Source organism: Streptomyces sp. NPDC059010 (genome assembly GCF_042740355.1).
Classification (GTDB): domain Bacteria; phylum Actinomycetota; class Actinomycetes; order Streptomycetales; family Streptomycetaceae; genus Streptomyces.
The window spans coordinates 104,339-127,367 of record NZ_JBHYJA010000007.1 but is presented as its reverse complement, the minus strand read 5'-3'; the positions used below and the strand labels follow the sequence as shown (position 1 = coordinate 127,367).

At 71.7% G+C, this 23,029-nt stretch carries 19 protein-coding genes; 5 read left to right on the top strand and 14 right to left on the bottom strand.

What is annotated here, in order from left to right; translation table 11 throughout:
- Positions 1 to 12: 12 nt before the first annotated feature.
- The gene (locus ACFWYS_RS09365; RefSeq protein WP_384765299.1) at positions 13 to 1,101 is read right to left on the bottom strand and encodes a MerR family transcriptional regulator; all 1,089 of its coding nucleotides are present in this window, start codon (positions 1,099 to 1,101) and stop codon (positions 13 to 15) included.
- Positions 1,102 to 1,233: 132 nt separating this feature from the next.
- Here ACFWYS_RS09365 and ACFWYS_RS09360 point away from each other — a divergent pair, with 132 nt between their 5' ends.
- Positions 1,234 to 2,112: a RimK family alpha-L-glutamate ligase gene (locus ACFWYS_RS09360; RefSeq protein ID WP_384765297.1), complete on the top strand. Its 879-nt coding sequence runs from the start codon at positions 1,234 to 1,236 to the stop codon at positions 2,110 to 2,112.
- A gap of 4 nt (positions 2,113 to 2,116) precedes the next feature.
- Here ACFWYS_RS09360 and ACFWYS_RS09355 read toward each other — a convergent pair whose 3' ends face one another.
- From ACFWYS_RS09355 to ACFWYS_RS09305, 11 genes are all read right to left on the bottom strand, one after another.
- Positions 2,117 to 4,201, bottom strand: coding sequence for a hypothetical protein (locus ACFWYS_RS09355; RefSeq protein WP_384765295.1), 2,085 nt, complete (start codon positions 4,199 to 4,201; stop codon positions 2,117 to 2,119).
- A gap of 87 nt (positions 4,202 to 4,288) precedes the next feature.
- Positions 4,289 to 4,888, bottom strand: a complete 600-nt coding sequence (locus ACFWYS_RS09350; RefSeq protein WP_384765293.1) for a hypothetical protein — start codon at positions 4,886 to 4,888, stop codon at positions 4,289 to 4,291.
- A complete protein-coding gene (locus tag ACFWYS_RS09345; RefSeq protein WP_384765291.1) occupies positions 4,854 to 5,657 on the bottom strand; it encodes an FkbM family methyltransferase in 804 nt (267 codons plus the stop codon). Before ACFWYS_RS09345 ends, ACFWYS_RS09350 begins: the two co-directional genes overlap by 35 nt.
- Positions 5,654 to 5,890, bottom strand: coding sequence for a Trm112 family protein (locus ACFWYS_RS09340; protein WP_384765289.1), 237 nt, complete (start codon positions 5,888 to 5,890; stop codon positions 5,654 to 5,656). Before ACFWYS_RS09340 ends, ACFWYS_RS09345 begins: the two co-directional genes overlap by 4 nt.
- A complete protein-coding gene (locus ACFWYS_RS09335) occupies positions 5,887 to 6,801 on the bottom strand; it encodes a hypothetical protein (RefSeq protein WP_384765287.1) in 915 nt (304 codons plus the stop codon). Before ACFWYS_RS09335 ends, ACFWYS_RS09340 begins: the two co-directional genes overlap by 4 nt.
- A 14-nt stretch (positions 6,802 to 6,815) precedes the next feature.
- Entirely contained in the window at positions 6,816 to 7,571 is a 756-nt protein-coding gene (locus ACFWYS_RS09330; RefSeq protein WP_384765286.1) for a class I SAM-dependent methyltransferase, read from the bottom strand.
- On the bottom strand, positions 7,568 to 8,959 hold the full coding sequence (locus ACFWYS_RS09325) for a condensation protein (RefSeq protein WP_384765284.1): 1,392 nt from the start codon (positions 8,957 to 8,959) through the stop codon (positions 7,568 to 7,570). The genes ACFWYS_RS09330 and ACFWYS_RS09325 overlap by 4 nt, the downstream gene beginning before the upstream one ends.
- Positions 8,956 to 13,401 carry a DUF3367 domain-containing protein gene (locus ACFWYS_RS09320; RefSeq protein ID WP_384765282.1) on the bottom strand — a complete coding sequence of 1,482 codons (4,446 nt, stop codon included), beginning with the start codon at positions 13,399 to 13,401 and terminating at the stop codon, positions 8,956 to 8,958. Before ACFWYS_RS09320 ends, ACFWYS_RS09325 begins: the two co-directional genes overlap by 4 nt.
- On the bottom strand, positions 13,398 to 14,075 hold the full coding sequence (locus ACFWYS_RS09315; RefSeq protein WP_384765280.1) for a class I SAM-dependent methyltransferase: 678 nt from the start codon (positions 14,073 to 14,075) through the stop codon (positions 13,398 to 13,400). The genes ACFWYS_RS09320 and ACFWYS_RS09315 overlap by 4 nt, the downstream gene beginning before the upstream one ends.
- Positions 14,076 to 14,227: 152 nt before the next feature.
- Positions 14,228 to 15,376, bottom strand: coding sequence for a glycosyltransferase family 4 protein (locus ACFWYS_RS09310; RefSeq protein WP_384765279.1), 1,149 nt, complete (start codon positions 15,374 to 15,376; stop codon positions 14,228 to 14,230).
- 219 nt (positions 15,377 to 15,595) lie between these two features.
- Positions 15,596 to 16,582 (bottom strand): DUF3068 domain-containing protein, encoded by a 987-nt coding sequence (locus ACFWYS_RS09305; protein ID WP_384765277.1) that lies wholly within the window; start codon positions 16,580 to 16,582, stop codon positions 15,596 to 15,598.
- 287 nt (positions 16,583 to 16,869) lie between these two features.
- On the opposite strand from ACFWYS_RS09305, the gene ACFWYS_RS09300 reads away from it, so the two are divergent.
- The 3 genes from ACFWYS_RS09300 to ACFWYS_RS09290 all read left to right on the top strand — a co-directional run bounded on the left by ACFWYS_RS09300 (position 16,870) and on the right by ACFWYS_RS09290 (position 20,824).
- Positions 16,870 to 17,022, top strand: coding sequence for a hypothetical protein (locus ACFWYS_RS09300; RefSeq protein ID WP_384765276.1), 153 nt, complete (start codon positions 16,870 to 16,872; stop codon positions 17,020 to 17,022).
- Positions 17,023 to 17,024: 2 nt separating this feature from the next.
- Entirely contained in the window at positions 17,025 to 18,272 is a 1,248-nt protein-coding gene (locus ACFWYS_RS09295) for a PucR family transcriptional regulator (RefSeq protein ID WP_384765274.1), read from the top strand.
- A gap of 119 nt (positions 18,273 to 18,391) precedes the next feature.
- On the top strand, positions 18,392 to 20,824 hold the full coding sequence (locus ACFWYS_RS09290) for a hypothetical protein (protein ID WP_384765272.1): 2,433 nt from the start codon (positions 18,392 to 18,394) through the stop codon (positions 20,822 to 20,824).
- A gap of 20 nt (positions 20,825 to 20,844) precedes the next feature.
- Here ACFWYS_RS09290 and ACFWYS_RS09285 read toward each other — a convergent pair whose 3' ends face one another.
- A complete protein-coding gene (locus ACFWYS_RS09285) occupies positions 20,845 to 21,699 on the bottom strand; it encodes a hypothetical protein (RefSeq protein WP_384765270.1) in 855 nt (284 codons plus the stop codon).
- 114 nt (positions 21,700 to 21,813) lie between these two features.
- Positions 21,814 to 22,404: a DUF2269 family protein gene (locus ACFWYS_RS09280; RefSeq protein WP_384765268.1), complete on the bottom strand. Its 591-nt coding sequence runs from the start codon at positions 22,402 to 22,404 to the stop codon at positions 21,814 to 21,816.
- Positions 22,405 to 22,542: 138 nt separating this feature from the next.
- Between ACFWYS_RS09280 and ACFWYS_RS09275 the strand changes: the two genes are divergently transcribed.
- Positions 22,543 to 23,019 carry a hypothetical protein gene (locus ACFWYS_RS09275; RefSeq protein WP_384765267.1) on the top strand — a complete coding sequence of 159 codons (477 nt, stop codon included), beginning with the start codon at positions 22,543 to 22,545 and terminating at the stop codon, positions 23,017 to 23,019.
- Positions 23,020 to 23,029: the final 10 nt, after the last annotated feature.

The following is a 23,029-nucleotide window of genomic DNA, read 5'->3' as shown; positions in this document are numbered from 1 at the left end:
CCGGCGGCTCCGTCAGGCCGCCGTCTCCACCACGTCCGCCACCACACAACTGACGTTGTCCGGCCCGCCCGCCTCGTTCGCCGCCGCGATCAGGGCGTGGACGGCGGTGTCGGGGGCCGGGGCCGAGGTGAGGAGGTGGCGGATGCGGGCGTCGGGGACCACGCGGGACAGGCCGTCGGAGCAGAGGAGGTAGCGGTCGCCGGGCTCGGGGTCCTGGAGGCGGAGGTCCGGGGTCGCGGGCGTGGCGGGGGAGAGGGACTTGAGGAGCAGCATGCGCTGGGGGTGGGTCGTGGCCTCCTCCGGGGTCAGACGGCCCTCGTCGATCATCGACTGGACCACCGTGTGGTCGTCGGTGATACGGAACAGGGCGCCGTCGCGCAGCAGATACGCACGGGAGTCACCGATGTGGACCAGCGCCAGCCGGGACCCCGTCCACAGCAGGGCCGTGAGCGTCGTACCGGCGTCCGCCCCGGCCCCGGCCACCCCGTCCGCCCCGCCCGCCACGTCCCGGACCGCCTCCGTCGCGCCCCGCACCGCGTCCTCCAGCAGGTTCAGGACGTTGCCCGCCGGGAGCTCGTCCGTGTCCAGGAAGCGCAGCGCCTCCACCGCCGCGTCGCTCGCGGGGCCGCCCGTCGGCCCGTAGCCGTCGGCCACCGCGAGCAGTCGGGAGCCGGCGTAGGCGGTGTCCTGGTTGGCGGGGCGGACCAGACCTCGATCGGAGTGGGCGCAGTAGCGGAGTTCCAGCATGGTGGTGTCCTTCCTCGGTGTGCCGGACATGTGTCGGACGAGGAACTCGGCGAGATCCCGCCGAGCGGCCGTCTCCGCCTCGACCTGCGCCCAGTAGGCACGGATCTCGCGGGCGGCGTCGGCCGGTCGCAGGGCGCACACCCGACGGATGCGGGCCAGGGGCATCCCCAGCCGCCGCAGCCATGCCACCAGCCGGGCCTGCTCCAGTTGCTCGACGGCGTAGTACCGGTACCCGGTGGCCGGGTCGACCCGGTCGGGCCTCAGCAGGTCCAGCTCGTCGTACAGCCGCAGTGCCTTCGGTGACAGGCGGCAGGCCTTGGCGAAGGCTCCGATCGTCAGCATGTTCCTGCTCATCGCGATCCCTTCCGGTTCCTCGCACCGATGCTGTGGCTTCACCGAAGGTGAAGGTCAAGCGGCCTTACCCGGTTCCGGAAGCGGTTGCTAGCCTGCGGATCGCACAACCGTCCGATCCGGGAGGAACCCGCCGTGCCCCGCATAGCCCTCGTCACCTGCCGCCCCGGCCCCGAGGTCACCGTCGACCGCGATCTCCCCGTGCTGGTGGCGGCGCTGCGGGAGGCGGGGGCCGAGGCGGAGGCCGTGTACTGGGATGACGACGCGGTGGACTGGGGCGGGTACGACCTCGCCGTGCTCCGCTCCACCTGGGACTACAGCTGGCGCGCGACGGAGTTCCTGGCGTGGGCGGAGCGGTGCGGCAAGGCCACCCGGCTGGCGAACCCGGTCGGCGTGGTGCGCTGGAACGCCGACAAGCGGTACCTCGGCGATCTGGCGAAGGCCGGGGTGCCCGTCGTGCCCACCCGGTACATGGCCCCCGGCGACGGTGTAGACGGCCTCCCCGTCGACCACGAGTACGTCGTCAAGCCCACCTCCGGAGCGGGCGCCCGTTTCGCCGCCCGCTACACGCCCGACGAGCACGACACGGCCGTACGACAGCTCGCGCGCATGCACGCGGAGGGCTTCACGGCGATGGTGCAGCCCTACATCAAGAGCATCGACGTCAGCGGGGAACGCGCGCTGCAGTTCTACGGCGGCAGCCTCCTGCACGCCAGCCGCAAGGGCGCCGTCCTCACCCCGGGCACGCCCTACGACGACCGCAAGACCGCCCACCCCGGCCTCGAACCCTGGACCCCGACCCCCGCCGAGCTGGCCGTCGCCGAGCGCGCCCTGGCCGCCGTACCGGAGGCTCCCGAGCTGCTGTACGCGCGCGTGGACCTCGTCGACGGGGAGGACGGGGAGCCGCGTGTGATGGAGCTGGAGCTGGTGGAACCGAACCTGTTCCTGTCCCTGCACCCCGGGTCGGTGCCCGGGGTGGTGGAGGCGGTCTTGGCGTCGGCCGCGCAGCGGTAGCGGTTCACGCCCCGTCGCTGAGCCGCTCCAGGCCCCGCAGCACGCCGATGATCCTGGAGCCCTCCGCGCACAAGGGCTCCAGCTGGTCGATGACCTCCTGCCGGGCCCGGTTCTCCGGCTGGGCGATGCGTTCCTGGATCAGGGCGCTCGATTCCTCAAGCATCTCCCGGTACTGGGCGAGATTGTCGGCCAGGTGATCGATGACCTCGGTCCCCCGGACACCGGCCGCCAGGGTGAACTGCTCCTGCACGGCCGCTGCTTCCCTGTCGATGTCCTGGATCCATTCCTCGCGCAGGACATCGAGCGAGCTGGCGCTGTGCTTGTGTTTCTGCACCACCGCGTAGACGAGCGCCGCGACCCCGGCGACCAGTCCCGCCGGGGGCACGAGGGTCCCCGCCGCGGCCAAGCCGTACACCCAGCTGCCGCCCGCCGCCACGGGGGCGGCGAGGCCGACCAGGGCCGCTGCCCGTTGCACGATGTCGTACCCGGTCGTCGTTCTCTGCCGGGTCTGCTGGGGCACCGACACGTCGTTGACGTCGAAGGTGAACTCGGGGAGACGTCCGGCGAGCCGCCGGTCGCCGAAGTGCCGGTCGACGGTGCGGACGACTTCCTGTTTGAAGTCGTCGTACTCCTGGGACCACAGCGTGACGGGGCCGGTGGCGGTCTCCAGCCAGGCGCGCAGGGTCTGCGCCTTGAGGAGTTGGACCTGATGCGCCTTCGCCGTCTTGTTCAGGTCGGTTTCCCTGATGGTGGCGTCGAGGTGGGCATGCAGGTGGGCGGCGAGGCGGCTGAACGGCCGGGTGGCGCGCCGGACGCGGTCGTGCAGTTTGCGTTCCAGTTCCTCCCTGATGGCGGGCAGGGCGGTTTCCACGAGGTGCACCCGGCGGCGCTGGTTCTCCAGCCGTTCCTTCAGCTCGTCGATCTCCAGGCGCTCGGTCTGCAGCAACTGGTCGAGCACCTCGTGCCGTGGGGCGATCGCGTAGCGCGCCCAGGCGGCCACCGCCGCGATGTGCCGGATGCCGGTGCCCGAGCTGATGAGGTCCTCAAGCGCCTGGCGCAGCTCGTCCATCTTGCTCTTGTTGCGCTCGCGGTGGGCGGCTGCCTCCGCGCCCTCCGCGGCCAGCTTGGCCGCACGGGCCTCCCGCGCGGCGGAGACGGCGATGAAGCCCCCGCCGAAGAAGCCGAGGTCGGGCTCGCCGTTCGGCAGGGTGAAGTTCTCCTTCAGGTACTGGTTGTTCCGGTCGACCGTCGCCTTCCACGCGGGCTGGTTGCGCAGGTCGTAGTGGTCCGCCCGGTCGATCGCGGTGACCACCCACACCACCCGCTTGCGGCGGCCCTGCGGACCCGACAGCAGACAGTGGTCGTACAGGTCGCGGATGAGCTTCAGGTCCTCGTCCGACAGGGTGCGGTCGGCAGGGGTGGCGTAGAGGTAGCAGTCGGCCTCCAGCAGAGCTCGGCGGACGATCGTGTCGTGGACCGGGTTGGGGGAGCCGACGCCGGGCAGGTCGTAGAACTTGGCCGGCAGGGGCGTGTCGGCCAGCTGCAGCTCCACCTCCGCCACCTCGCGCCCCCGGTGCGGGCGGAGCCGGTCGGCGATGTCGGCGGCGTGCATCGCATACGCCGCGACCACGGACGGCGCCGGTGAGTTGCCCACGTCCTCCCATTCGTCCGGCGGCGCGTCGGTGAACCTCACCCGCAGGAACCCGGTGCCCGAGGCGTCGACATCCGCCTGGCCGTCCACCGGGACCACGCTGGCCGGGCAGGCCGTCGTCGGCACGGGGGAGGACGGCAGCAGTCCGACGTATTTCTCGCCGGGCTCACCGTCCGGCTCCGATGGGGGCACGTCCACCAGGTCGAGGCCGCCCTGCAGCCCGCTGAGCAGGAAGCTCTTGCCGGACGAGAAGTAGCCGAGCAGCGCCACGTTGATCAGCGTCGTGGACACCCGCGTGCGCAGCCGGCGCAGCGCGTCGGCCTCCTCCCGTAGCTCCTGCGGCCAGGCGCCTGATACCTCTGGGGCCGCCTGCGCGGCCTCGAACCATGTCTCACCGTCGCCCAGCGCGGCTCGGAGCACGTTGCGGGCTTCGTCCACATCTCTTGGCACAGTCACAGCTGACATATAGCCGAGTAGCGGGAGTTGACAGCGCGGTTCCGCAAAAACCTCACAGTCCGGTCAAGTTCAGGCCTGGACCGCCACCCGCTGCAACAACCCCCAAGTGAACTCCGCCACCACCTCCCGCCGAACCCCCTCCCCGTCCGGCGCCGTGAACGCCAGCCCCCACCTCGTCGGCGCCGTCCCCTCCAGCGGGCGGGCGGGGGCGAAGGCGCGGGCGGCCTCGTCGACCGTGCAGGACCAGGGGGTGAGGTCGGTGAGGGTGCGCAGGGTCGGCGCCTTCGCCCCGGGCGCACGGACCACCCATTCGTTCCACACCGTGCCGTTGGGGGCGAGGAGTACCTCGAAGCGCAGGTCGGGCCAGAGGGGGAGCGGCCACAGCCAGGCCTCGCAGTCCAGGTCGCCGATCTTGCGGGTGATCACGGACTCGGGGGTGCCGAGGACCGAGCGGTAGCGGGAGGCGGCCGTGCGGGACCGGGGGGAGCGGACCATCGCCTGCCAGCGTTTGTTCGCCTCGCGCATCTCGGCGAGGGAGACGCCGAGTTCCCGGCGGGCGTTCTCCACCAGGTCCGGATTGTGGTCGGCCATGCGGCGCAGCAGCACCAGCTGGAAGTGGAGGGCGGTGAACGGGCTAGCGGGGGGCTTTCCGGAGGGCATGCGCTCCATCGTCGCCGATCGGGCGGCGGCCGTCGGGGAGAAAGAGGACCGAGTTGACGTACCTCGGGCCCCGGAAGGGCAGGACTCGGCGCAGCAGGCCCTGGGTGACGACGTGGCAGGCCTCGGCCTGGTGGGCCTCCAGCGGGAAGGAGGTCAGCGGGACCCAGTCACGGCCGGGCAGGACCCAGCCGTCGTAGCCGAGGAGGGACAGGTACGTCACCACGGGGGCGATCGGCTGGATACGGGACTCCAGCTCGATGAACAGGGCGGGCCGGTCGCGGGCCAGGATGCCGGTCGCGCCGCGCAGCACCGCCAGCTCGCTGCCGTCCACGTCGACCTTGATGAAGTCGACGCTTTTGAGGCCGAGTTCGTCGAGCGTGACACAGCTGACCGGCAGGGCCTTGGCGTGGATGTTCCGGCGGACCAGGGAGGACACGCCCCGGTCGCCCGCGTCGTGCGGCGGCAGCCAGAGCCGGGCCGCGCCGGGGCGCTCGGCCGCCGCGGCCTGCACGACCCGGACGTTGGGCGGGGCCGTCGCCGCCAGGAGGCGCGCGAGGTGCGGGACCGGTTCCACGGTCACCACCCGGCGGGCCCGCCGCGACAGCCGCCGCGTCCACGGGCCGTACCAGCCGCCGACGTCCACGGCCGTGCCGCACCCGGCGGGACACAGCTCCGCCAGCCGGGCCAGCTCCGGTTCGAAGCGCGGGTAGACGGCCCGGGCGACGGCGGCGACCAGGCGGGTGGGCAACAGCGGGGCGATGCTCGCGGTCAGAGTCATGGAGTCATCCGTTTGAGGAGTTCCTCGTGTTCGTCGTCGGAGACCTGCTCCCCGGACGCCGGCAGCAGCTGCGGTATGCCGTCGACGATCGGGTAACGCCGATGCAGACGCGGGTTGTACAGCGACTCGGGCGGCTCCTCCTCGTCCTCGGCGGCATCCGGTACGACGAGGTGCAGCGGTCCCTTGTCGAGCGGACAGGCCAGGATCCGCAGCAGCGGGTCGTCGGGTTTCATGGCGGGGTCAACTCCTTGGCGCCTATGGGGGGTTGCGGAGACTGCGCGGGCGGGTCGTGCCGCGGCATGGACAGCAGTACGGCGATGGCGAGCGCCGTACCCGCGACCCGCAGGGCCAGCCGCAGCGGGTCCTCGGGCAGGGCCTCGCCGAACGACAGCGTGCCGAGCACGGCCGTGTAGAGACAGGTCACCGTCGTGCACACCGGCACGATCAGCGAGGCCCGGCAGCGTTGCAGCGCCGCCTGCGACATGACCAGCCCGAACGCGCCGGTGAAGAGGAGGAGGTACGGGTACGGGGAGCGCAGCAGGTCCAGTACGGCGCCGCCGACTCCGTTCGTCGTCAGGTAGCTCGACACGCCCTTGATGGCCAGCGAGCTGACCCCGTACAGCAGCCCCACCGCCACGCCGTACTCGACGCCGGTCGTCGGCAGCCGGTGCCGGTGCCGGGTCCTGCGTTCGGCCGAGTTGTACAGCCACACGCCCGCGCCCAGCGACGGCACGCACACCAGCAGGATGAGCGGGTACGGCGCGGCCTGGCTGACCGTCTCCGAACCCTCCCGCAGCGACAGTACGACCATCAGCAGCGCGGCGAGGATCGCACCGAGCGCGTACCGCTCCCGCCCACTGGTCTTCTCACCCAGCAGCCGCGCGGAGAGCAGCACGAGCAGCACGAGCCCGGAGACGAAGATGCCCTGCGCGGCGGCGATCGGCAGGGTGCGGTAGACGACGAGCTGCGCCCCGAATCCGGCGGCCAGGGAGAGCGAGCCGCCGATCCACAGCGGGCTGCCGAGCACCAGCCGCAGCAGCCGAGCGGGTTGCCGGATGCTCACCTGCGGCAAAGCGGTGAGCGCCCGTTTCTCCAGGACGAAACCGAGGCTGTACAGGGTGTTCGCCAACAGTGCCGCGGCCACTCCCCACCACATGGTCAGGCCCCCTGGGTCCGCCGTGCATGCAGCAGGAGGATCGACGCGAGCGACGGCCTGGCGCAGGCCAGCCGGTCCAGGGGGCGCAGCGGGCGCGGTACGCCGTGGAAGGGCGCGCCCGCGAGGCGTACGACCTCGAAGCCGGACGCGGCCACGAACTCCCTCAGCGCACGGGCCGTGTAGAGCCGCAGATGCCCCACGACCTCCCGTCCCGGCCGGCCGTGGATCGCCCGCAGGCTGACCTCCGAGAACACCGGCTGCACCCCGGCCAGCAGCAGACCGCGGTTGTACCAGGCGGCCAGGTTCGGGGTGGACAGCATGAGGTGGCCGCCGGGGCGCAGCACGCGGCGGATCTCGTCCAGGGCGGCGTCCGGGTCGACGAGGTGCTCGATCACCTCGCTGAACAGCACGGCGTCGGCGGACCCGGACCTGAACGGCAGCCCGCCGTCGGTGAGTTCACCGCGGACGGCGTACGGGATCCGGGTGCGCGCCCGGCGCAGGGCGTCCTGGGACCAGTCGATGCCGACGATGCGGTGGCCGGGGAGGAAGGGGGCGGCGGTGGCCGCGGCGGTGCCGTCGCCGCAGCCGATGTCGAGGATCGTGCGGGTGCGGCCGGAAGGGGTGGCTGCCGCCGGTCCCAGGGCCTCGGCGAGCATGCGGGCCTGGCGGCGGCTGCGGGGCGTGCCGGAGGCGACGGGGACGTCGGGGTTCTCGTAGAAGTCGCGCAGTTCGGGGGGTTTCGCCGGGGCGGTCGTCACGGGGTCACCTCCGTGGAGTGCAGGTAGTGCTCGAAGAGGTCCCGCAGATGGGCTCCGTCGCCATGGCTGAGCAGGGCCCGGGACCAGCGCAGGGCGAGATGCAGCCGGCCCGCGGTCGACGCGGTGGTGACGGTCAGGCCGCGGGGCATCCGGGCGGGCGCCGAGAACCACACGGCGTGCGCGCGGCCTGCCTCCTCGCCGAAGTCCAGGGGGTACGGGATACGGCCGATGTTGCTGAGGAGCGTGGTCGAGGTCCAGGGCGCGGCGGCTCTGCGCAGGCCGCGGGTGAGGGCGGCGCGGACGGCGACGGGGGCCCAGGGGGCGGTGAGCAGGGAGGCGCCGTGGCCCAGCTGGGGGCGGGGCAGGGCCTTCAGGGCGCGGGTCCGGGTGGCCGTGCGGTGCAGGAAGGCGGGCATGTCGGCCGGGTCGTGCACCGTCAACTCCTCGGGGGAGAAGGGGACTTCGACCAGTCGGGTGCCGTTGCCGATGGGCATGGTGACGTCCCGGGGGCGGTCGTCCACGGGCATGGTGATGCGCAGCGGGCGGGGGCGGTCGCCGTGCTCTCTGTTCCAGTGGGCGAGGGTCAGGGCCGTGGTGACCATGAGCTGGTCGTTGACCGTGTAGGGGGAGCCCTTGGGGCGGTGGGGGAGCGGGAGCTCGGTGACGAGCATGCCGTTGCCGGGGGAGGGCTCGGGGGTTCCGGGGGCCACGCGGGCGGGGTGGGACCAGTTGGAGGGGGTGTCCTCGGGGGGCGGGGGTGCCTCGGGGGTGGTGCGGTTGGGGGGTGCGGCGGGGGAGTTGTCCTTGCCGCCGTAGAGCTCGGCGGCGGTGGCCAGGACCCGGAGGCAGGCGGGGCCGTCGAGGGCGGTGTGGTTGATGGTGAGGAAGAGGACGGTCGTCCGTGCGGTGCGTGGCTGTGCACCGTCGGCTCCGCGCGGCCGTACACCTACGGCGTCGGTCGCCTCGCTGCCCTCGACGGAGCCCGCCCCCTCCACCACCTCCAGCCTGATCGGCGGCGAAAGGGACAGCGGCGGCGCCTCGGTGAGCGCCCGGGTCCGCGCATCCCGCAACGCGTCCCTCCCGGGCGCCGGGAAACTCACCACCTCCACGTCGGGCTCCGCCGTCAGCTCCCACTCGTACCGGCGCCGGTACCACCGCCCCGGCGCCTCCCGCATGAGAATCCGGGGGTGCCGGCGCAGCGCCTCGCCGAAGGCCGCCCGCAGTCGGCCCGCGTCCAGCGGCCCCGGCAGATGGACCTCGATGTGCACCGTCTCCGGCTCCTCCTCCTGGAGACAGTGCCGGGCGACCTCGTCCACGACGGGGAACGGCACGCGTACCGGCGGCCGCAGCGGACCGTCGGCGCGTGCGGGCTGCTGCAGTGCGGTCATGTGGCCTCGCCCTTCCCCGTGTCCTCTGCCTCCGACGTGTCCTCGGGACGAGTAGCCCGGAACCTCGATTTGCGCGGGGCGATGCGCGCCGTCGGCGGATCAGGCTCCGGCCCGCCGGGCCCACGGGCGGAGACGGTCGGCCCGGAGGCGGGCCGGGGCTCGGCCGCCCCGGGCGGCTCACCCAGCGGACTACGCCCGCGTTCCCGATGCGGCAACGGCCGTGTGGGCGTCTGCGGCGCGGCCGTGCCGGGTCCCGGAACGCCGCCTCCGGCGACCGGCGGCAGCACAGCCGTGGAACCGGCCGCTCCCGGCGCTCCCACAGCCACCGCAGGCTCCCGCACCCCCGCCACCCCGGCGAACAACCCGATCAGCGCCAGCAGTTGAGCCACCGGACCGAAGGCGCCCTCTCCGGCCCCCACCGGCTCCCCGGCCCCGGTCGCCGCGGCGACCCCGGCCCCCGCGAGGGCCGCGAACGCGATCGGCACCAGCACCGTATGCCGCCGCCACGCCACCACCGCCAGCACCGGCACCAGCAACGCGAACCATCCGGCGATGAACACACCGACCACCGTCACGGCCACCGTGCCGAGCCACAGCCCCGGCAGCGGCGGGGCGGGCTGCGGCTCGTCGGGGTTGGGGGCCCGGCGGCGCCACAGCGCCAGTCCGACCAGCAGCGCGAGCGCGACCGCACTGCCGATCAGCCCGCCCTCGTAGGTCACCGCGGGCTCGTAGGACAGCTCGACCGCGCCGCCCGCACCCGCCGGGATCCGCCAGCCCTGCTGCCAGCCGTCCAGCCGTACCGGCGTCAGTTCCTTGCCGTCCAGCGTGGCGCGCCAGCCGTCGTTGAAGTTCTCGTACGTCGTCAGATAGCTCGCCGCGCCCGACCCGACCGTCACCGCGCGCCGGTCGCCGAGCCAGTCCCGTACCTTCAGCTCACGCCCGGCCGTCGCGGCCTCGGCGACCGTGCCGCGCGTCAGGGTCATCTCGGTCACCGCGAGGGGCCCGGCGTCCCCGGCCTCGACCTGATGGTCACCGGCGGTCAGCCGCAACTCGGCGTCGTCCCGCCCGCGCTGACAGAGCGTCACCTCGACCCCGCGCCGCTCGACCAGGTCCCGTACGGTCCCGCGCACACTGGTCCGGTACAGCTCGCCGTCCATCGACACCACCGGCCCCTCCCCGCACGGCAGCGAGAAGGGCCGGGTCTCCCGCGGCTGCGGGGTCCGGTACTGGTCGAGGGCCGGGATGTAGGCCTCGGTCAGGCCCACCGGCAGCCGCAGGTCCTCGCCCACCATCGGGTTGTAGAGGGTGAGCGGGGCGGTCTCGGTGATCGTGATGTCCAGGCGGTCGGTGGTGATCGGCGGGAAACGGACGTTGCCGTTCTCGTCGACGCCCGCGATCGCCGCGCCGTCCGGGGAGCTGATGTGCACCTCGATGGGACGGGTGGAGAGCCCGCCCGCCGGTGCCAGCACGACCTCGCCCACCGCCTGCTTCCCCGGCCAGCGCAGATGGATCGTGGGCCGGTCGCCCGCGATCCACGCCGTGGTCAGATCGCCGTCGGTGAGGTTGCGCGGCGACAGCCCGGCGCCCAGCCGCGCGGTGGAGTCCGCCGTGGCCACGATCCGGTTCGTCTGCTCCGGCGCCACCTTGTACAGCAGCTTGTCCAGCTCCTCGCCGGCCACCGGCACCGCGTTCGCCCGTATCTCGTACGTCCCCTCCGCCGACGTCGTGAAGCGCCGGTGCAGGCCCGCCTCCGTGCCCGTCGGGGACAGCCCGGTCGGGTCGGCCGCACGGGACAGGGAGACGATCTCGGCGGCGGCTCCGGACTTCTCGGCGTCGGCGGGCAGCCGCAGCAGCCGGGTCACCTGGACGTCCGGCAGGTCGATCTCGGAGAAGCCCGCCCCGGTCAGCCCGGCCCGCCGGGCCACGGAGTCCGTGATCGTCAGCTTCATCCACCTCGTCGCACCCGCGGGCGCCTTGACCGACTGGGTCGAGCCGTCCGGCCGCAGGACGGAACTCACCGCCCCCTTCTCCGTCTCCACCCGCACCCGGGTGGCCGCCTCCCGCACACCCTCCTGCGGCAGCGGCGACACCTTGAACGACGACGGCATGTCGTACGAGCCGCCCGCGAAGGCGATCCGCAGCCACTCCCCTTCCGGCGAGCCCTCCGAGCCCTCGGTCCACGCCGTGTCCGGATTGCCGTCGAAGGCGTTCACCGGGTCGAACTGCGGCAGATGGAACAGCCAGCTGCCGTACGACGAAGCCGTCACCGACCGCGCCCCGCGCAACTCGGCGACGGTCTGGTGGTCGAGGCCGGTGCTCGGCAGGATCTGGTGCGGTTTCTCCCCCGCGTCCTGCGCGGCATCCGGCGCATTGCGCTCGCCGCGCGTGTACGTGTACGACGTGGTGCCGCTGACCAGCCCGAACCGGGTGTCCGCGCGCCGCATGCCGTCGCCGACCACCTGCAGCGGCGGTGAGCCGAGCCCGGGATGGTTGTCGCCGGTCAACACGCTTGCCCTGCCCCGCAGTTCGGACGCCAGCGGCAGCAGCGCCTCCGGACCGCCGGAGACGACGGCCGTGTCGGCGACCGGCTGCAGCCCCGCCTGGTGCGGGCGCGGCACGTCCTGGCTCACCGGCTGGTAGATCTCCACCGCCCGCTGCCGTGGATACAGCCCCTCCACCTGGAGCGGGGTGTCCGGGGCGATCGTCCCGCCGGTCATCACCGGCCCGAGGCCCGTCACCCGCTCGTACCCGGACTGTTCGAGGGTTCGCTTGGCGGCCGTCGACGGGACGGAGCCGATCTGGTCCGGATCGAGGTCGTTGCGGACGACGACGTAGTAGATCCCCGCCCGGCTCAAGTAGTCGGCCAGCCCCGGCACTTGGGCGCCGCTCGTCAGCGCCTGCTCCACGGCGTCCATGGCGCGCCGGTTGCCGGGGGCGCCGAACGGGACGTAGTCCCGCTGGGCCCAGCGGGAGTCGGCGACGACGTCCAGGGGCTGGTCGATGGTCGAGCCCCAGGTGTAGATGCCGTGCGCGGTGGCCGGCACGACCAGGACGCGGGCGTCGGGCGAGTACTTCTCCATCCAGTCGGCCGTGGCCTGCCAGTACTTGGGTATCTCCTTGAACGACCCCGGGTTGAGGATCGAGCCGTTCAGATACGGCCACATCAGTCCCGGCAGCACCAGCGCGGCCGCGATCAACGGCGCGTACCGCCGCCCCCGCACCGGCCGCGCCCCGCGCGTCTCGCCCGCCACTCCGACCAGATGGGCGAGCCCCAGCACCAGCGCCAGGGCGAGCCCCGTCTGGAACTTGTAGATGTTCCGGAACGGCACCAGCGCGCCGTCCAGCCAGCCCTGCACGGTCTCGTGGAAGGGCGCGCCGAACGCCCCGCCGTACCCGGCCAGCAGGATCAGCGCGGTCGTCACCACGGTCAGCACCAGCCACCGCCGCTCCGGCATGTCCCGCCGCGCCAGCCCCGCGAGCCCCAGCCCGGCGGCGAGCGCCGAGCAGACGATCACGACGACGGACGCGGCGACGGTCCAGCCGGCCGGCAGCCAGGCCTCCCCGAAGTGCAGATAGGCGACCCAGTTCCCGGCGCCGCGCAACGCCTCGGTCGCCGACATGGTCTCGGTCGTGGTCTGCGAACTCTCCACATAGGGAAGGAAGTTCTCGCCGTAGGTGCCGAGCAGCAGAAGCGGGATCACCCACCAGGCGGTCGCCAGGATCACCCCCGGCACCCACCAGGCGATCAGCTTCCGCTGCCGTGGACCGGGCGGACGGGACAGCAGATACAGCCCGACGGGCAGCAACGAGGCCAGCGTGGAGGCGGCGTTGACCCCGCCCATGAAGGGGATGACCAGCGCCGACCGCAGCGCGGCGACCCGGGCGGCGTACCGCTCACTGGTCAGCGGCAGCAGCACCCACGGCAGAACCGCACCCGGCAGCGCGGCGGCCGACGTGGATCCGATGACGATGGTGAAGACGGGCCAGAGCGCATAGGCGACGGCCGCCACCAGCCGCGACCTCCCACTCCCCACCCCCAGCCGCTCGGCCAGCCGCAGCGCACCCCAGAACGCCACCGACACGATCAGCGACAGCCACAACCGCGTCGCCAGCCACACCGGCAGCCCCACGACATCGGCCAGCCAGTAGAACGGCAGCATCGGCCACAGATAGCCCGAGTACTGGTTCTGGATCCCGCCGAAGCTGCCCTGGTCGGACCACAACTGCCCGAGATCGGCGAAGAACTGCCCCGGATCGACGGTCACACCCAGCTTGGTGTCGAACGTCTGCCGCCCCGGCTGCACCGCCAGCAACAGCACGAACACCACGGCCCAGAACCCCAGCAGCCAGCGCCGCGACCTCGGACCCTCCGGGGGCCCCGAGGCGGGCACGGAGGTGGGCACGGCTGCCGGGGGAGGAGCCTGGACCGTGGTCGTCGTCATGGTGGACACCGCCGGAGGATGAGGAGGAGGTTCCAGGTGGCGAACTCGCGTATGCCGGGCGCCTTCACGACGGTCTCCGCGAGGAAGGGCCAGTAGCGGGAACGCGCCGAGACGATCTCGACGTCGTCACGGGCGCGGACCTGCCGCAAGGTGGCGCCGATGTGCACGGCGAACAGGTTCTCGCCGAGGGTGTGCTTGGCGGCCCGCCCGGTACGCCGCCGATAACGCGCACGGGCCCGCTCGGCACCGAAGTAGTGCCAGGGCGCCCACTCATGGCCGCCCCAGGGGGACAGCCAGTTGGTGAACGACACATAGACCAGCCCACCGGGCCGGGTGACCCGAGCCAGCTCACTCAGAAACGTCTGCGGATCCGCCACATGCTCCAGCACATTGGAGGAGAAGGTGACATCGGCGACGCCGTCCTGAAGGGGCAGCAGATACCCGTCGGCGATCACGGCGCCATCGGGAGGCTTCTCACCGAGCTCGTCCATGTCCGGCTCGAAGAGGAACGCATGCGCGCCCCGCTGCCGGAACTCCTCGGTGAAGTACCCACTGCCACCACCGACGTCCACGACGGTACGCCCGGCGACGGACCCGCCGTAGGCCTCGACCTGGTCGGCGGCGTCGCGGGCGAGCAGTGAGTAGCAGGCCTCGGGGTCGTCCTGCTCATGCATGAACGCACGGAAGAGGGCAAGGGACCGCTGAAAGGAGGGGTCCTTGGCGGTGCGTGGCGACGAAGCGCCCCTGTAGGGGCGCGGGGAACTGCGTGACCAGCCACGAACCACCGGTATCCGCGAGACAACCTCACCAACTCGGCGTTTAGGCGTCACGGCGCGCCCCGCACGGCCTCCGAGGCAACCGCGAGGAACTGCCTCACCGTCCGATCCCACCGATACTGCGCCGCCCGATCCCGCGCGGTCTTCCCCATCAGCTTCCGCCGATGCCCGGACAGCGCAAGCGCACACCACGCGGCCGCGAACGACGACTCCCCGCGCGCGAGCACCCCGGTCTCCCCGTCCACGACGGAATCCCGTAGCCCGGGCACATCAAAGGCAATGGCCGGCGTCTCCCGGGCCGCGGCCTCGGTGACGACGAGTCCCCACCCCTCCACGGCAGAGGGATGCATCAGCAACCAGGCCGCGCACAGCAGCCGGTGCTTCTCGGCCTCGGAGACATGCCCGGTGAACTCGACGCCGGGCCCGGCGAGCTGCTCCAACCGCTGACGCTCGGGTCCGTCACCGACGATGACGAGCCGCCCACCGGTCACGGGCCGCACCCGCTCCCACAACCGCAGCAGCAGATCGATCCGCTTGTACTCGACAAGCCGCCCGACGGCGACGAACAGAGGCTCCGGCGAGCGATCTCCCAGAGGGCCCGGCTCCTCGACCCCGTTGTGCACGACGCGAATACGCTCCCGCTCGACCCCGAGATCCCGCAGCGCGTGCGCGGTCGACGGAGAGACGGCGACCATCAGACTCCGCCGCTGCGCACCGGTCAGCGCCCAGTGCTCCAGTCTTCGGCCAAGGCGGGCCGCAGGCGCCAGCGCGCCGCCGAAACGCATGGTCCACAGATCGGTGTGCACATGGTTGACCAGGCACAATGTGGGCCCGCGATGCCACAGGGGCGAGAAGTACGGCATTCCGTTGCAGACCTCGACCAGCAGATCGCAGTCCCCGACCTGACGGGCGAAGGCGGATCTGGCGCGCAGATAGTGGCCGTAGGAGCCGCCCGCCGACACGACTCTGTAGTCGCGGTAGGCCGCGGGGCCCCCGCACAGCAGGGTGACCTGGTGGCCGAGCCGGGTGAGGCCGTCGGCGAGACGGTCGACCAGCAGCTCGGAGCCGCCGGCGGATCGGTTGCCCAGGTCACGATGGGCGAGAAAAACGATTCGGCGCGGATGTGGGGGGAGCGCCGGAGGGTGCTGCGACGCCGTGGGGAGCGTGGCGCGCAGCGGGGATGGCACGTGCTGGGGCATGTGCGCTCCAACTCGTCTCAGGGTGCGGAACTCAGCGTGGGGGAGGGGAGGGTTTGTGGTCCCGTGGGGGGATTCGCAGTTTTTTCGGTCGCTTACGGTCGTTGTGCGTGGGGTGTGGACAGGCTGTGTCCGGGTGGGGGTGGACAGTTTTCGCCGAGCCGTTCGCCAGGGCTACTCACCGGCGTGACAATTTCCGGCTTTATTAGAGCTGACGTCACGTCACATTGTGAGCGAAGGCTGGGGCATCTCGACCGTCCCAGGGGATTCCGGCTCTTTCCGGCCTCGTGCCACCAGAACGGCACCCACCACCGCAAGCACGAATCCCGCCCCAGCAGCCCCGATGGGCAGCGTCTCACCCACCATGCGCAGCAGCCCGCTGTCCTGTTTCGCCTGTCGTACGGCCTCCTTCTGGGTGGCCGTGGTGAAGGCGATCTTCTCGCTGTCCAGCAGTACCACCGCGTCCTTGTCGACGCCGGGCGCGCGCAGGGTGCGGCGCGGACCGGTCTGGGCGTAGATCACGCGCCCCGTGCGCTGGTCCACGACCAGCTTGAACCCGTGGTTGGAGTACCACTCCTCGGCCAGCACCTGCGGCCGTTTCGGCTGGTCGACGATGCTGCCGGGGACGAGCCGGGTGCCGACCTTGCGGGGCGCGACCGTCGCGGTGAACCGATAGCCCGTGTACCCCTGGATCTTCTCGGTGCCGTCGTACCGCATGGTGACCGTGGTCCCGCCGCTGTTGTCCCACCACTGGTAGGAGCGTTTCTGCACATCGAACGGGAACTTCAGATAGGCCTCGCCCTCGATGTACGGGGTCTCCTTGCAGCAGTGCACCGGCCTGGTGGTCTTCCGGTCCATCACCCAGCGGTGCGGAGTGAAGTCCAGCGCGTCGTGCGGGTCGGCGGCGGGGAGTGACTTGTCGGTGTCGACGGTCGTGATCACATCCCAGACGGCGTTGCCGCTGCGCTCACTTTCCGCCACATTGCCGCGCACCTGCTGAGTGACGGTGATCCGCTGATCCTGCACGGTCTCGATCTTGTCGGTGTCGAAGACGCTTCCGGTGCCCTTGTAGACGGCCGTGGTGTCGATGTCGATGGGGTTCACGGCGGCACGCGGGGTCACGTACCAGGCCAGCATGGGCGCCAGTACCAGCAGAAACGTGCCGAGACCCAGCAGGATCAGGGAGAGAGGTGAGGCTGTACGGCGCATCCGGCACTCCTGGGGTTTGACGCATGGTCGATGCAGGTCGATGCACGGGTCGGTGCACGGTTGTTGCCTGGCCGTTCTTGGGCCGGGAACCGTAGGCGTCCTCGGACGGAGTGTCAACGCCTTGACGGCCGTCTCGATGGACGACTTGTCGGACGACTTGCCGGAACGCCTTGACGGGCTGTCACAGCTTGTCGAGACTGAACCCGACAGGCAGGGGTCGGGATCAGGCTGGTACCACCGGGGTGGGGACGATCTCCGGGATCTCGGACAGAGAGGCTGACCCTGCGATGTCCAGACTGCTCGCCGCCATGCTGACCGTCGCGCTCGGCGCCGTACTCGCGGTGGGCGCCGCGCTCGGCGTCGTCGCACTGCTGGAAGCGACGCCCGACCAGCCGAACACACCCTTGATCACCTACGAGCAAGCGGGCCAGGGGAGTTGACCGTGGCCGCCACCCGCTCCCCGGCCTCCCCCGCCGCCGTACCCCGCTCGGCGTGGCGTGACGTACCCCGCTTCCAGGTCCGCCGCTTCGCGGAGCTGGCCATGGCGGACGCCCCCGCCCTCGCCCAGGAGATCCTCACCGAGATCCAGCGCGAGTACCCCCAACTGCCCGTCGTCCTGGACGAGTCGGGCGAGCCGATGGCCCTGGTCGGCATCCGGCGCGCGATCGAGGTCTTCGTCCAGCACCTGGAGACCTCGGAGGGCCGCCCCACCGTCCCACCCGGCGTCTTCCAGGACTTCGGCCGGGGCGAGGGCCTCAACGGCCGCTCCCTCGACTCCCTCCAGGCGATCTACCGCATGGGCGTACGGCTGGCCTGGCGCCGTTTCGCCGAGATCGGCCAGCGCGTCGACATCCCGCCGCCCGCGATGTACGAGCTGGTGGACGCGGGCTACCAGTACCTGGACGGCCTGGTCGACCAGTCGGTGCGCGGCTACGCCGAGGCGGCGGCACGCCAGGCGGGCGAACGGCTCCGTCTGCAACGCCGCCTGATGGAACTGCTGCTGGCCGAACGCCACCGGGGCGACCCGGCGGACGCCCTGTCCGAGCGGGCCGCCCGGATCGGCTGGCCGCTGCCCGAGAAGGTCGCCGTGGGCGTACTGCTGCGCCCGGCGCGGGAGGCCGTGGCACCGGCCGTGGGGCAGGGGGTGCTGCTCGACCTGGAGTACGAGCAGCCCCGCATGGTCGTCCCCGAACCGGACGCCGCGGGCCGCCCCGAACTCCTGCACCGGGCACTCACCGGCTGGGCCGGCGCGATAGGCCCCCCGGTCCCGCTCGCCGACGCGGCGAAGTCACTGCGCTGGGCCGAGGCCGCCGTACACCTGATGGAACGGGACCTGCTGCCGGCCGGCGACGTCCTCTACTGCACCGAGCACACCGAGGCCCTGGTACTCCTGCAACCCGAGGAACTCATCGACGACCTGGCCCTCAGATGCCTGGCCCCCCTGCAGCACTGCGGCCCCACCCACGGCCGGCGACTGGCCGAGACGTTACTGGCCTGGCTGGAGACGAGGGGCGGCGCACCGGAGGTGGCGGCCCGCCTGGGGGTCCATCCCCAGACGGTCCGCTACCGGCTGCGCCAGATCCGGGAACTGTGGGGCGACGAGATGGACGACCCGGACCGGCGCTTCGAGCTGGAACTGGTGTTGCGGGCCCAGCGGTTGAGGGGGGTGCTGGGGGAGGCGCACCGGTAGCCGGTGGTGACGACGGTGCGGGCACGCTCCCGTTGACTGCCCCGTGCGCCCAGGCGACCCAAGCGCGTCGGCCTCGTTACTGAGACGAGGTCGTACCGCGCGGCGGGTCGGGGGAAGACATGCTCCAGGGCAGACGTGGGCGATGGGCGGCCACCTGGATGGCCGCTCTTGTCGTCGTGGGCCTGGGCGCGGTGGCCGCCGGGAGCCTGGACAAGGAGGCCGCAGGGTTCGTGGTTGCCCTGCTGAGCCTGGTGGCCTCCGTCCTGGCCGTCGGTGCTCCGTGGGCGTGGCGCTCTCCCACCGCCGCTCAGAGGTCCTCGGAGACACAACGGGAGGCGGCCGCAAGCGCGTTGGCAGCGCTCGTACGAGAGCAGTGGGGGCGCGAGGCGACCTTGCGACAGCTCTTCTCTCCCTGGCCCCTTCCGGTTGCGTGGACATCGTTCGGTGCGGGTCGGGTGGCGGACCGCGGCGAGCTGAGTGGCATCGCGGACGGCACGCGGTTCGACCGGGTCGCCGATCTCGTGCGGTGCTGGGCCGAGCGGCCGGGCCAACGGCTCGTTCTCGTCGGCGAGGGCGGGACCGGCAAGAGCACCTGCGCGCTGCTGCTCACCCTGGGGCTGCTGGACCATCCGGAGGTGAGGCAGGTACCGGTTCCCCTGTCGGCCGCCTCCTTCGACCCCGAGTGGGAGACCCCCGCGCAGTGGATCGCCCGGGAGCTGAGGCGGTCGTATCCACTCCTGGAGGACGCCGAGCGCTTCGGCCCCAGCGCCGCCGCGGACCTGATCGCCGGGCATCATGTGATCCCCGTACTGGACGGCCTGGACGAACTGCCCGCCTCCCGCCTCCGTGCGCTGATCCGTGGCCTGGCCATCGCCCATGACCCACGGTCCCCACTCGTCATCACTTGCCGGGAGGACCAGTTCACCGACGCGGTGCGCGAGTGCCGGGCGATTCCACGCGCCGCCCTCCTGAAGCCGTCCCCCGTTCCCGAGCAGGAAGCGCTACGACTCCTGTCCTTCGCCGACCAGTCGGCCGGCGCCACAGACGCCTGGACACGTATCGCGCGCCACATCGCCTCCGACGCCGACGCCCCTGTGGCCACGGTCCTGCGGTCCCCCATGGGGGTCGGCCTGGTGCGGGCGGCGTACGCCGACGGGACAGGAGACCCGGCAGATCTGCTTGACCGGCGGCGGTTCCCCGATGCGACGGCCTTGGAGGCTCACCTTCTGGACTCGTTCGTGCCCAGCCTGTTCGAGCGGGCCGCCGCGAACCATCCCGATCGACGCGGCTGCACCCCCGCGGCCGCCGAGAAGTATCTGCGCTTCCTCAGCCGGAAGCTGACCGAGCAGGGCACGGCCGATCTTGCCTGGTGGCAGCTGCGTCAGTGGTGTTCCCTGACGGCGTCGGCATGGAAGGTGGCCCTCTTCGGCGGGCTCTGCGCGCTGGTCCCCCTCCTTGTCCACGTGGAGAGCCTGAGCCGCGAACAGGCGGCTCGCCACGACGGGTCGTGGCAACTTGCCGTACTGGTGCATGCGATGTGCACCCTCCTCTTTCCCGCCGCTCTGCTGCTGGTCGCCCAGTGGACGGTTCGACGCAGTCCTTCCCTTCCGCGCCCCCTGTGGGTGACGGCCGTTCCCATCTGTGTCGCGGCTCTCGTGCCCGTGGTCGTGAACGTGGTGTACGCGATGCTGGTCGCGCCGTTCACACTCCAGTCACTGACGCTGGGCGGCATGGTCGTCGTCGGTGGCTATCTGGGCATGCTGCTGCCCGTGGTCAGCGTGGTCGGGCTGCCGCTCCCGCCGCTGTCGCCCCGGCGAGGCCACTTCTCGATGGCCGGATGGCGCCGCCGCCTGCGCGGAGCGGCGATCAGGTTCACCATGACAGCCCTGATCGTCTTCGTCGCAGCCCAGGTCAGCTCGATGTTGATGTACTGCTCCGAGGGAGCGCCCCACTCCGTGCTGTATGTCTCCTGCGCGGTGCACCTGGCGGACACACCTCTCGCTGCCGGGGCTGTCAGCGGGCTGCTGGCGGCGGGTGCCTGGTGGTACGAGAGTTCAGGAAGCCCGGCGGACGTGGCAACCCCCGGGGAGTCCCTTCGCATCGACCGGACGGTGGCCCTGTGGTTCGGCCTCGCCGGTTCGCTGCTCATCAACATCGAGGGTGCGTCGGTAATGGTGCTTCCCCCTCCGGGGGCGCCCGACCACAGCCTCGGTCAAACGATCGTGATCCTCCTGTGGGACTGGCTCAGCCTGCTTGGGCCGACCGGCGCCCTGATCGCGCTCGCGTCGACGAGCTGGCCCTACTACATGATCAGCCGTCTCCGCTTCGCCCTGACGGGCGAGTTGCCGTTGCGGCTTCAGACGTTCCTCACCGATGCCCACAGGCTGGGCGTACTTCGCCGGAACGGTGCCGTGTATCAATTCCGGCACATCACCGTGCAGCACCGGTTGGCGATGACCCCGGACCGCGTTCCCGTTCCTCGCCCGAGTCCGCCACCGCCACCACATGGTCGAGCGCCGGGAAGGCCGCGCCGCGACGACCATGCCCCCTGACCAGCCCGTGGATCTTTGTCTCAGAGGCCGTAACGGCTCTTCAGATGGCGCCAGAAGTCGCGGAACATCCACTTGTCGAACTCGGTGATCTGCGCGGCCGAACCGGCCTTCATCAGGAAGCAGCACTGGCCGGTCGGGGTCCAGTCGTAGAAGTCGTCGAGGCCGAAGGTGTGGCCGACTTCGTGCAGGTAGATGTGGATGTTCTCCTGGCTGAGGGCGGAGGTGAAGTACTCCTGGCCGACCCGCTGGCCCCAGTCACCGCCGGCACCGCCCTGGAAGCCCTTGGTCAGCCACAGGGACTGGTCGTAGTGGCGGGCGGCACCGCCGGGGCACCTGGCGTAGTCGCCGTCCTGGTGGAAGAAGCGGCCGCAGTCCGGGGCGCACTGCGGGGAGCCGCCGCTGTCCAGCATGCCGGTGTAGATGTCGACGGAGTTGTCGGTCCACTGAAGGGTGGAGCGGTTCTTGACGGCCCAGCCGACGATATTGACCGGCACGTTCCGGTACGGCCAGGCGTTGTGCCCGGTGCCGTCGCTCTCGACCATGGCGGCCATCCACTTCGCGAACTGCTTCTTCAGCGCGGCATGGATCTGGTCGCGCAGGGCGGCGCTGACCGGGGCGTCGGACTCCCAGCGGACGCAGTAGTTGACGCTGCCGCGGTTGGCCATGACCTGGTCCCAGCCGTAGTTGCGGAAGCCGTAGAGGTCGGGGTAGGTCGACTCGACGTGGTTCCAGACCTCCCCCAGCGGCTGGACGAGGCCCGCGGGCGGGTTCCACTGGTCGGCCGCCTGGGCGGGGGCCGCGGTGACGGCGGGGGCGACGATGAGCGCCACCAGCGCGGCGATCACGGCGCCCAGGCGGGCAAGTCGGGTACGCATGACGAACTCCCTTCGTGGGGGACGGGACTTCGTCAACTGGTCGCCGCCGAAGGGAAGTTGGTTGCCGCCGAAGGACTGCTAAGAACTGCAGAAGAAACAGTGGGAAGGCGCGGGTCACACTGTTTGTCGGGCGGACTTGGCGGTGCCGACCGCGGTGGCGCCGCCCGGAGTGCGGGCGGACGCGGACGCGGCGCGCAGACGCCGGCCGCGGCGGGTCAGCCCCCAGGGCTTGAGGATCGAGATCACCGTCATGAAGACATACGCCGACAGCGACACGATCGGCCCCATCATCAGGTCGGTGGCGTCGGGCAGCGGCCCGCCCGCGGCGACGGCGCCGACGGTGGTGCCCAGGCCGGGGCGCAGGGCGAACGTCGTGGCGGCGGTCGTGGCGAGGGTCAGCCAGAACTTGATGTAGACCCACCGGTGCCGCGCCAGCCCCCACTGCGTGCCCAGCGACAGGACGAGCCCGCTGACCAGCGTGAGGAACGCGACGGGCAGCAGCAGCCAGTCGGCGAACAGCTTCATGGACCGCACCGACGCCTCCACGATCACCGCGGACCCGGTCGTAGCCGCGGTGATCGCGAGCGCGAGCAGCCCGAGCGTGAGCCCGAGCCAGCAGGCGGAGGCGATGACATGAACGACGAGGAGCGCCCGGCGCGCGGGTCGGCTCAGCTTCTTGGCAGAGGAGGACGACGTGGAAGACATGGACAACACCGTGCCGGGCGGGCGCGATGGAGACGTCTGACAGTGGGAGTAACCCGGTGTACTGGCGGGGGAGTACCTGACACCCCTCCGCCTGCTCCACGGCCGAAGCCTCGAAGACTCGAACAGAAGGAGACCACGATGAGCCAACCGACCCCCCACCCCGCCCTGCGCCGGCTGGAGATCCTGGTGGGCGAGTGGGACATGTGGGCCGCCGGTCGCAGCGCAGGCCCCTTCCGGGTGGAGTTCGCCTGGCAGGAGGGCGGCGCCTTCTTCGTCCAGCGCGCCGACGTGACCCCCGAGACCTCCCTCCCCGGCCCGTGGGCCGCCCACGCCCCCTTCCCCACCGTCTCCCTGACCGGCTACGACGACACGGCCGAGGAGTTCACCATCCTCTACGCCGACGGCCGCGGCGTGTCCCGCGTCTACCACGGCAGCATGACCGACCGCACCTGGTGCCAATGGCGCAACGCCCCCGGCTTCCACCAGCGCCTCACGGCCACCGTCAGCCCCGACGGCACCACGATGGAGGGCCAGTGGGAGCAGTCGGCCGACGGTGACCGGTGGACGACGGACTTCGATGTGGTGTTCGAGCGGAGGGGGAAGCCGCAGAGCTGAACGACACCCC

Coding starts and splice junctions, on each gene's coding strand:
- ACFWYS_RS09365 (WP_384765299.1), bottom strand. CDS start 1,101: ATGAGCAGGAACATGCTGACGATCGGAGCCTTCGCCAAGGCCTGCCGC.
- ACFWYS_RS09350 (WP_384765293.1), bottom strand. CDS start 4,888: ATGGAGCGCATGCCCTCCGGAAAGCCCCCCGCTAGCCCGTTCACCGCC.
- ACFWYS_RS09345 (WP_384765291.1), bottom strand. CDS start 5,657: ATGACTCTGACCGCGAGCATCGCCCCGCTGTTGCCCACCCGCCTGGTC.
- ACFWYS_RS09340 (WP_384765289.1), bottom strand. CDS start 5,890: ATGAAACCCGACGACCCGCTGCTGCGGATCCTGGCCTGTCCGCTCGAC.
- ACFWYS_RS09325 (WP_384765284.1), bottom strand. CDS start 8,959: ATGACCGCACTGCAGCAGCCCGCACGCGCCGACGGTCCGCTGCGGCCG.
- ACFWYS_RS09320 (WP_384765282.1), bottom strand. CDS start 13,401: ATGACGACGACCACGGTCCAGGCTCCTCCCCCGGCAGCCGTGCCCACC.
- ACFWYS_RS09315 (WP_384765280.1), bottom strand. CDS start 14,075: ATGCATGAGCAGGACGACCCCGAGGCCTGCTACTCACTGCTCGCCCGC.
- ACFWYS_RS09310 (WP_384765279.1), bottom strand. CDS start 15,376: ATGCCCCAGCACGTGCCATCCCCGCTGCGCGCCACGCTCCCCACGGCG.
- ACFWYS_RS09305 (WP_384765277.1), bottom strand. CDS start 16,582: ATGCGCCGTACAGCCTCACCTCTCTCCCTGATCCTGCTGGGTCTCGGC.
- ACFWYS_RS09300 (WP_384765276.1), top strand. CDS start 16,870: ATGTCCAGACTGCTCGCCGCCATGCTGACCGTCGCGCTCGGCGCCGTA.
- ACFWYS_RS09290 (WP_384765272.1), top strand. CDS start 18,392: ATGCTCCAGGGCAGACGTGGGCGATGGGCGGCCACCTGGATGGCCGCT.
- ACFWYS_RS09285 (WP_384765270.1), bottom strand. CDS start 21,699: ATGCGTACCCGACTTGCCCGCCTGGGCGCCGTGATCGCCGCGCTGGTG.
- ACFWYS_RS09280 (WP_384765268.1), bottom strand. CDS start 22,404: ATGTCTTCCACGTCGTCCTCCTCTGCCAAGAAGCTGAGCCGACCCGCG.
- ACFWYS_RS09275 (WP_384765267.1), top strand. CDS start 22,543: ATGAGCCAACCGACCCCCCACCCCGCCCTGCGCCGGCTGGAGATCCTG.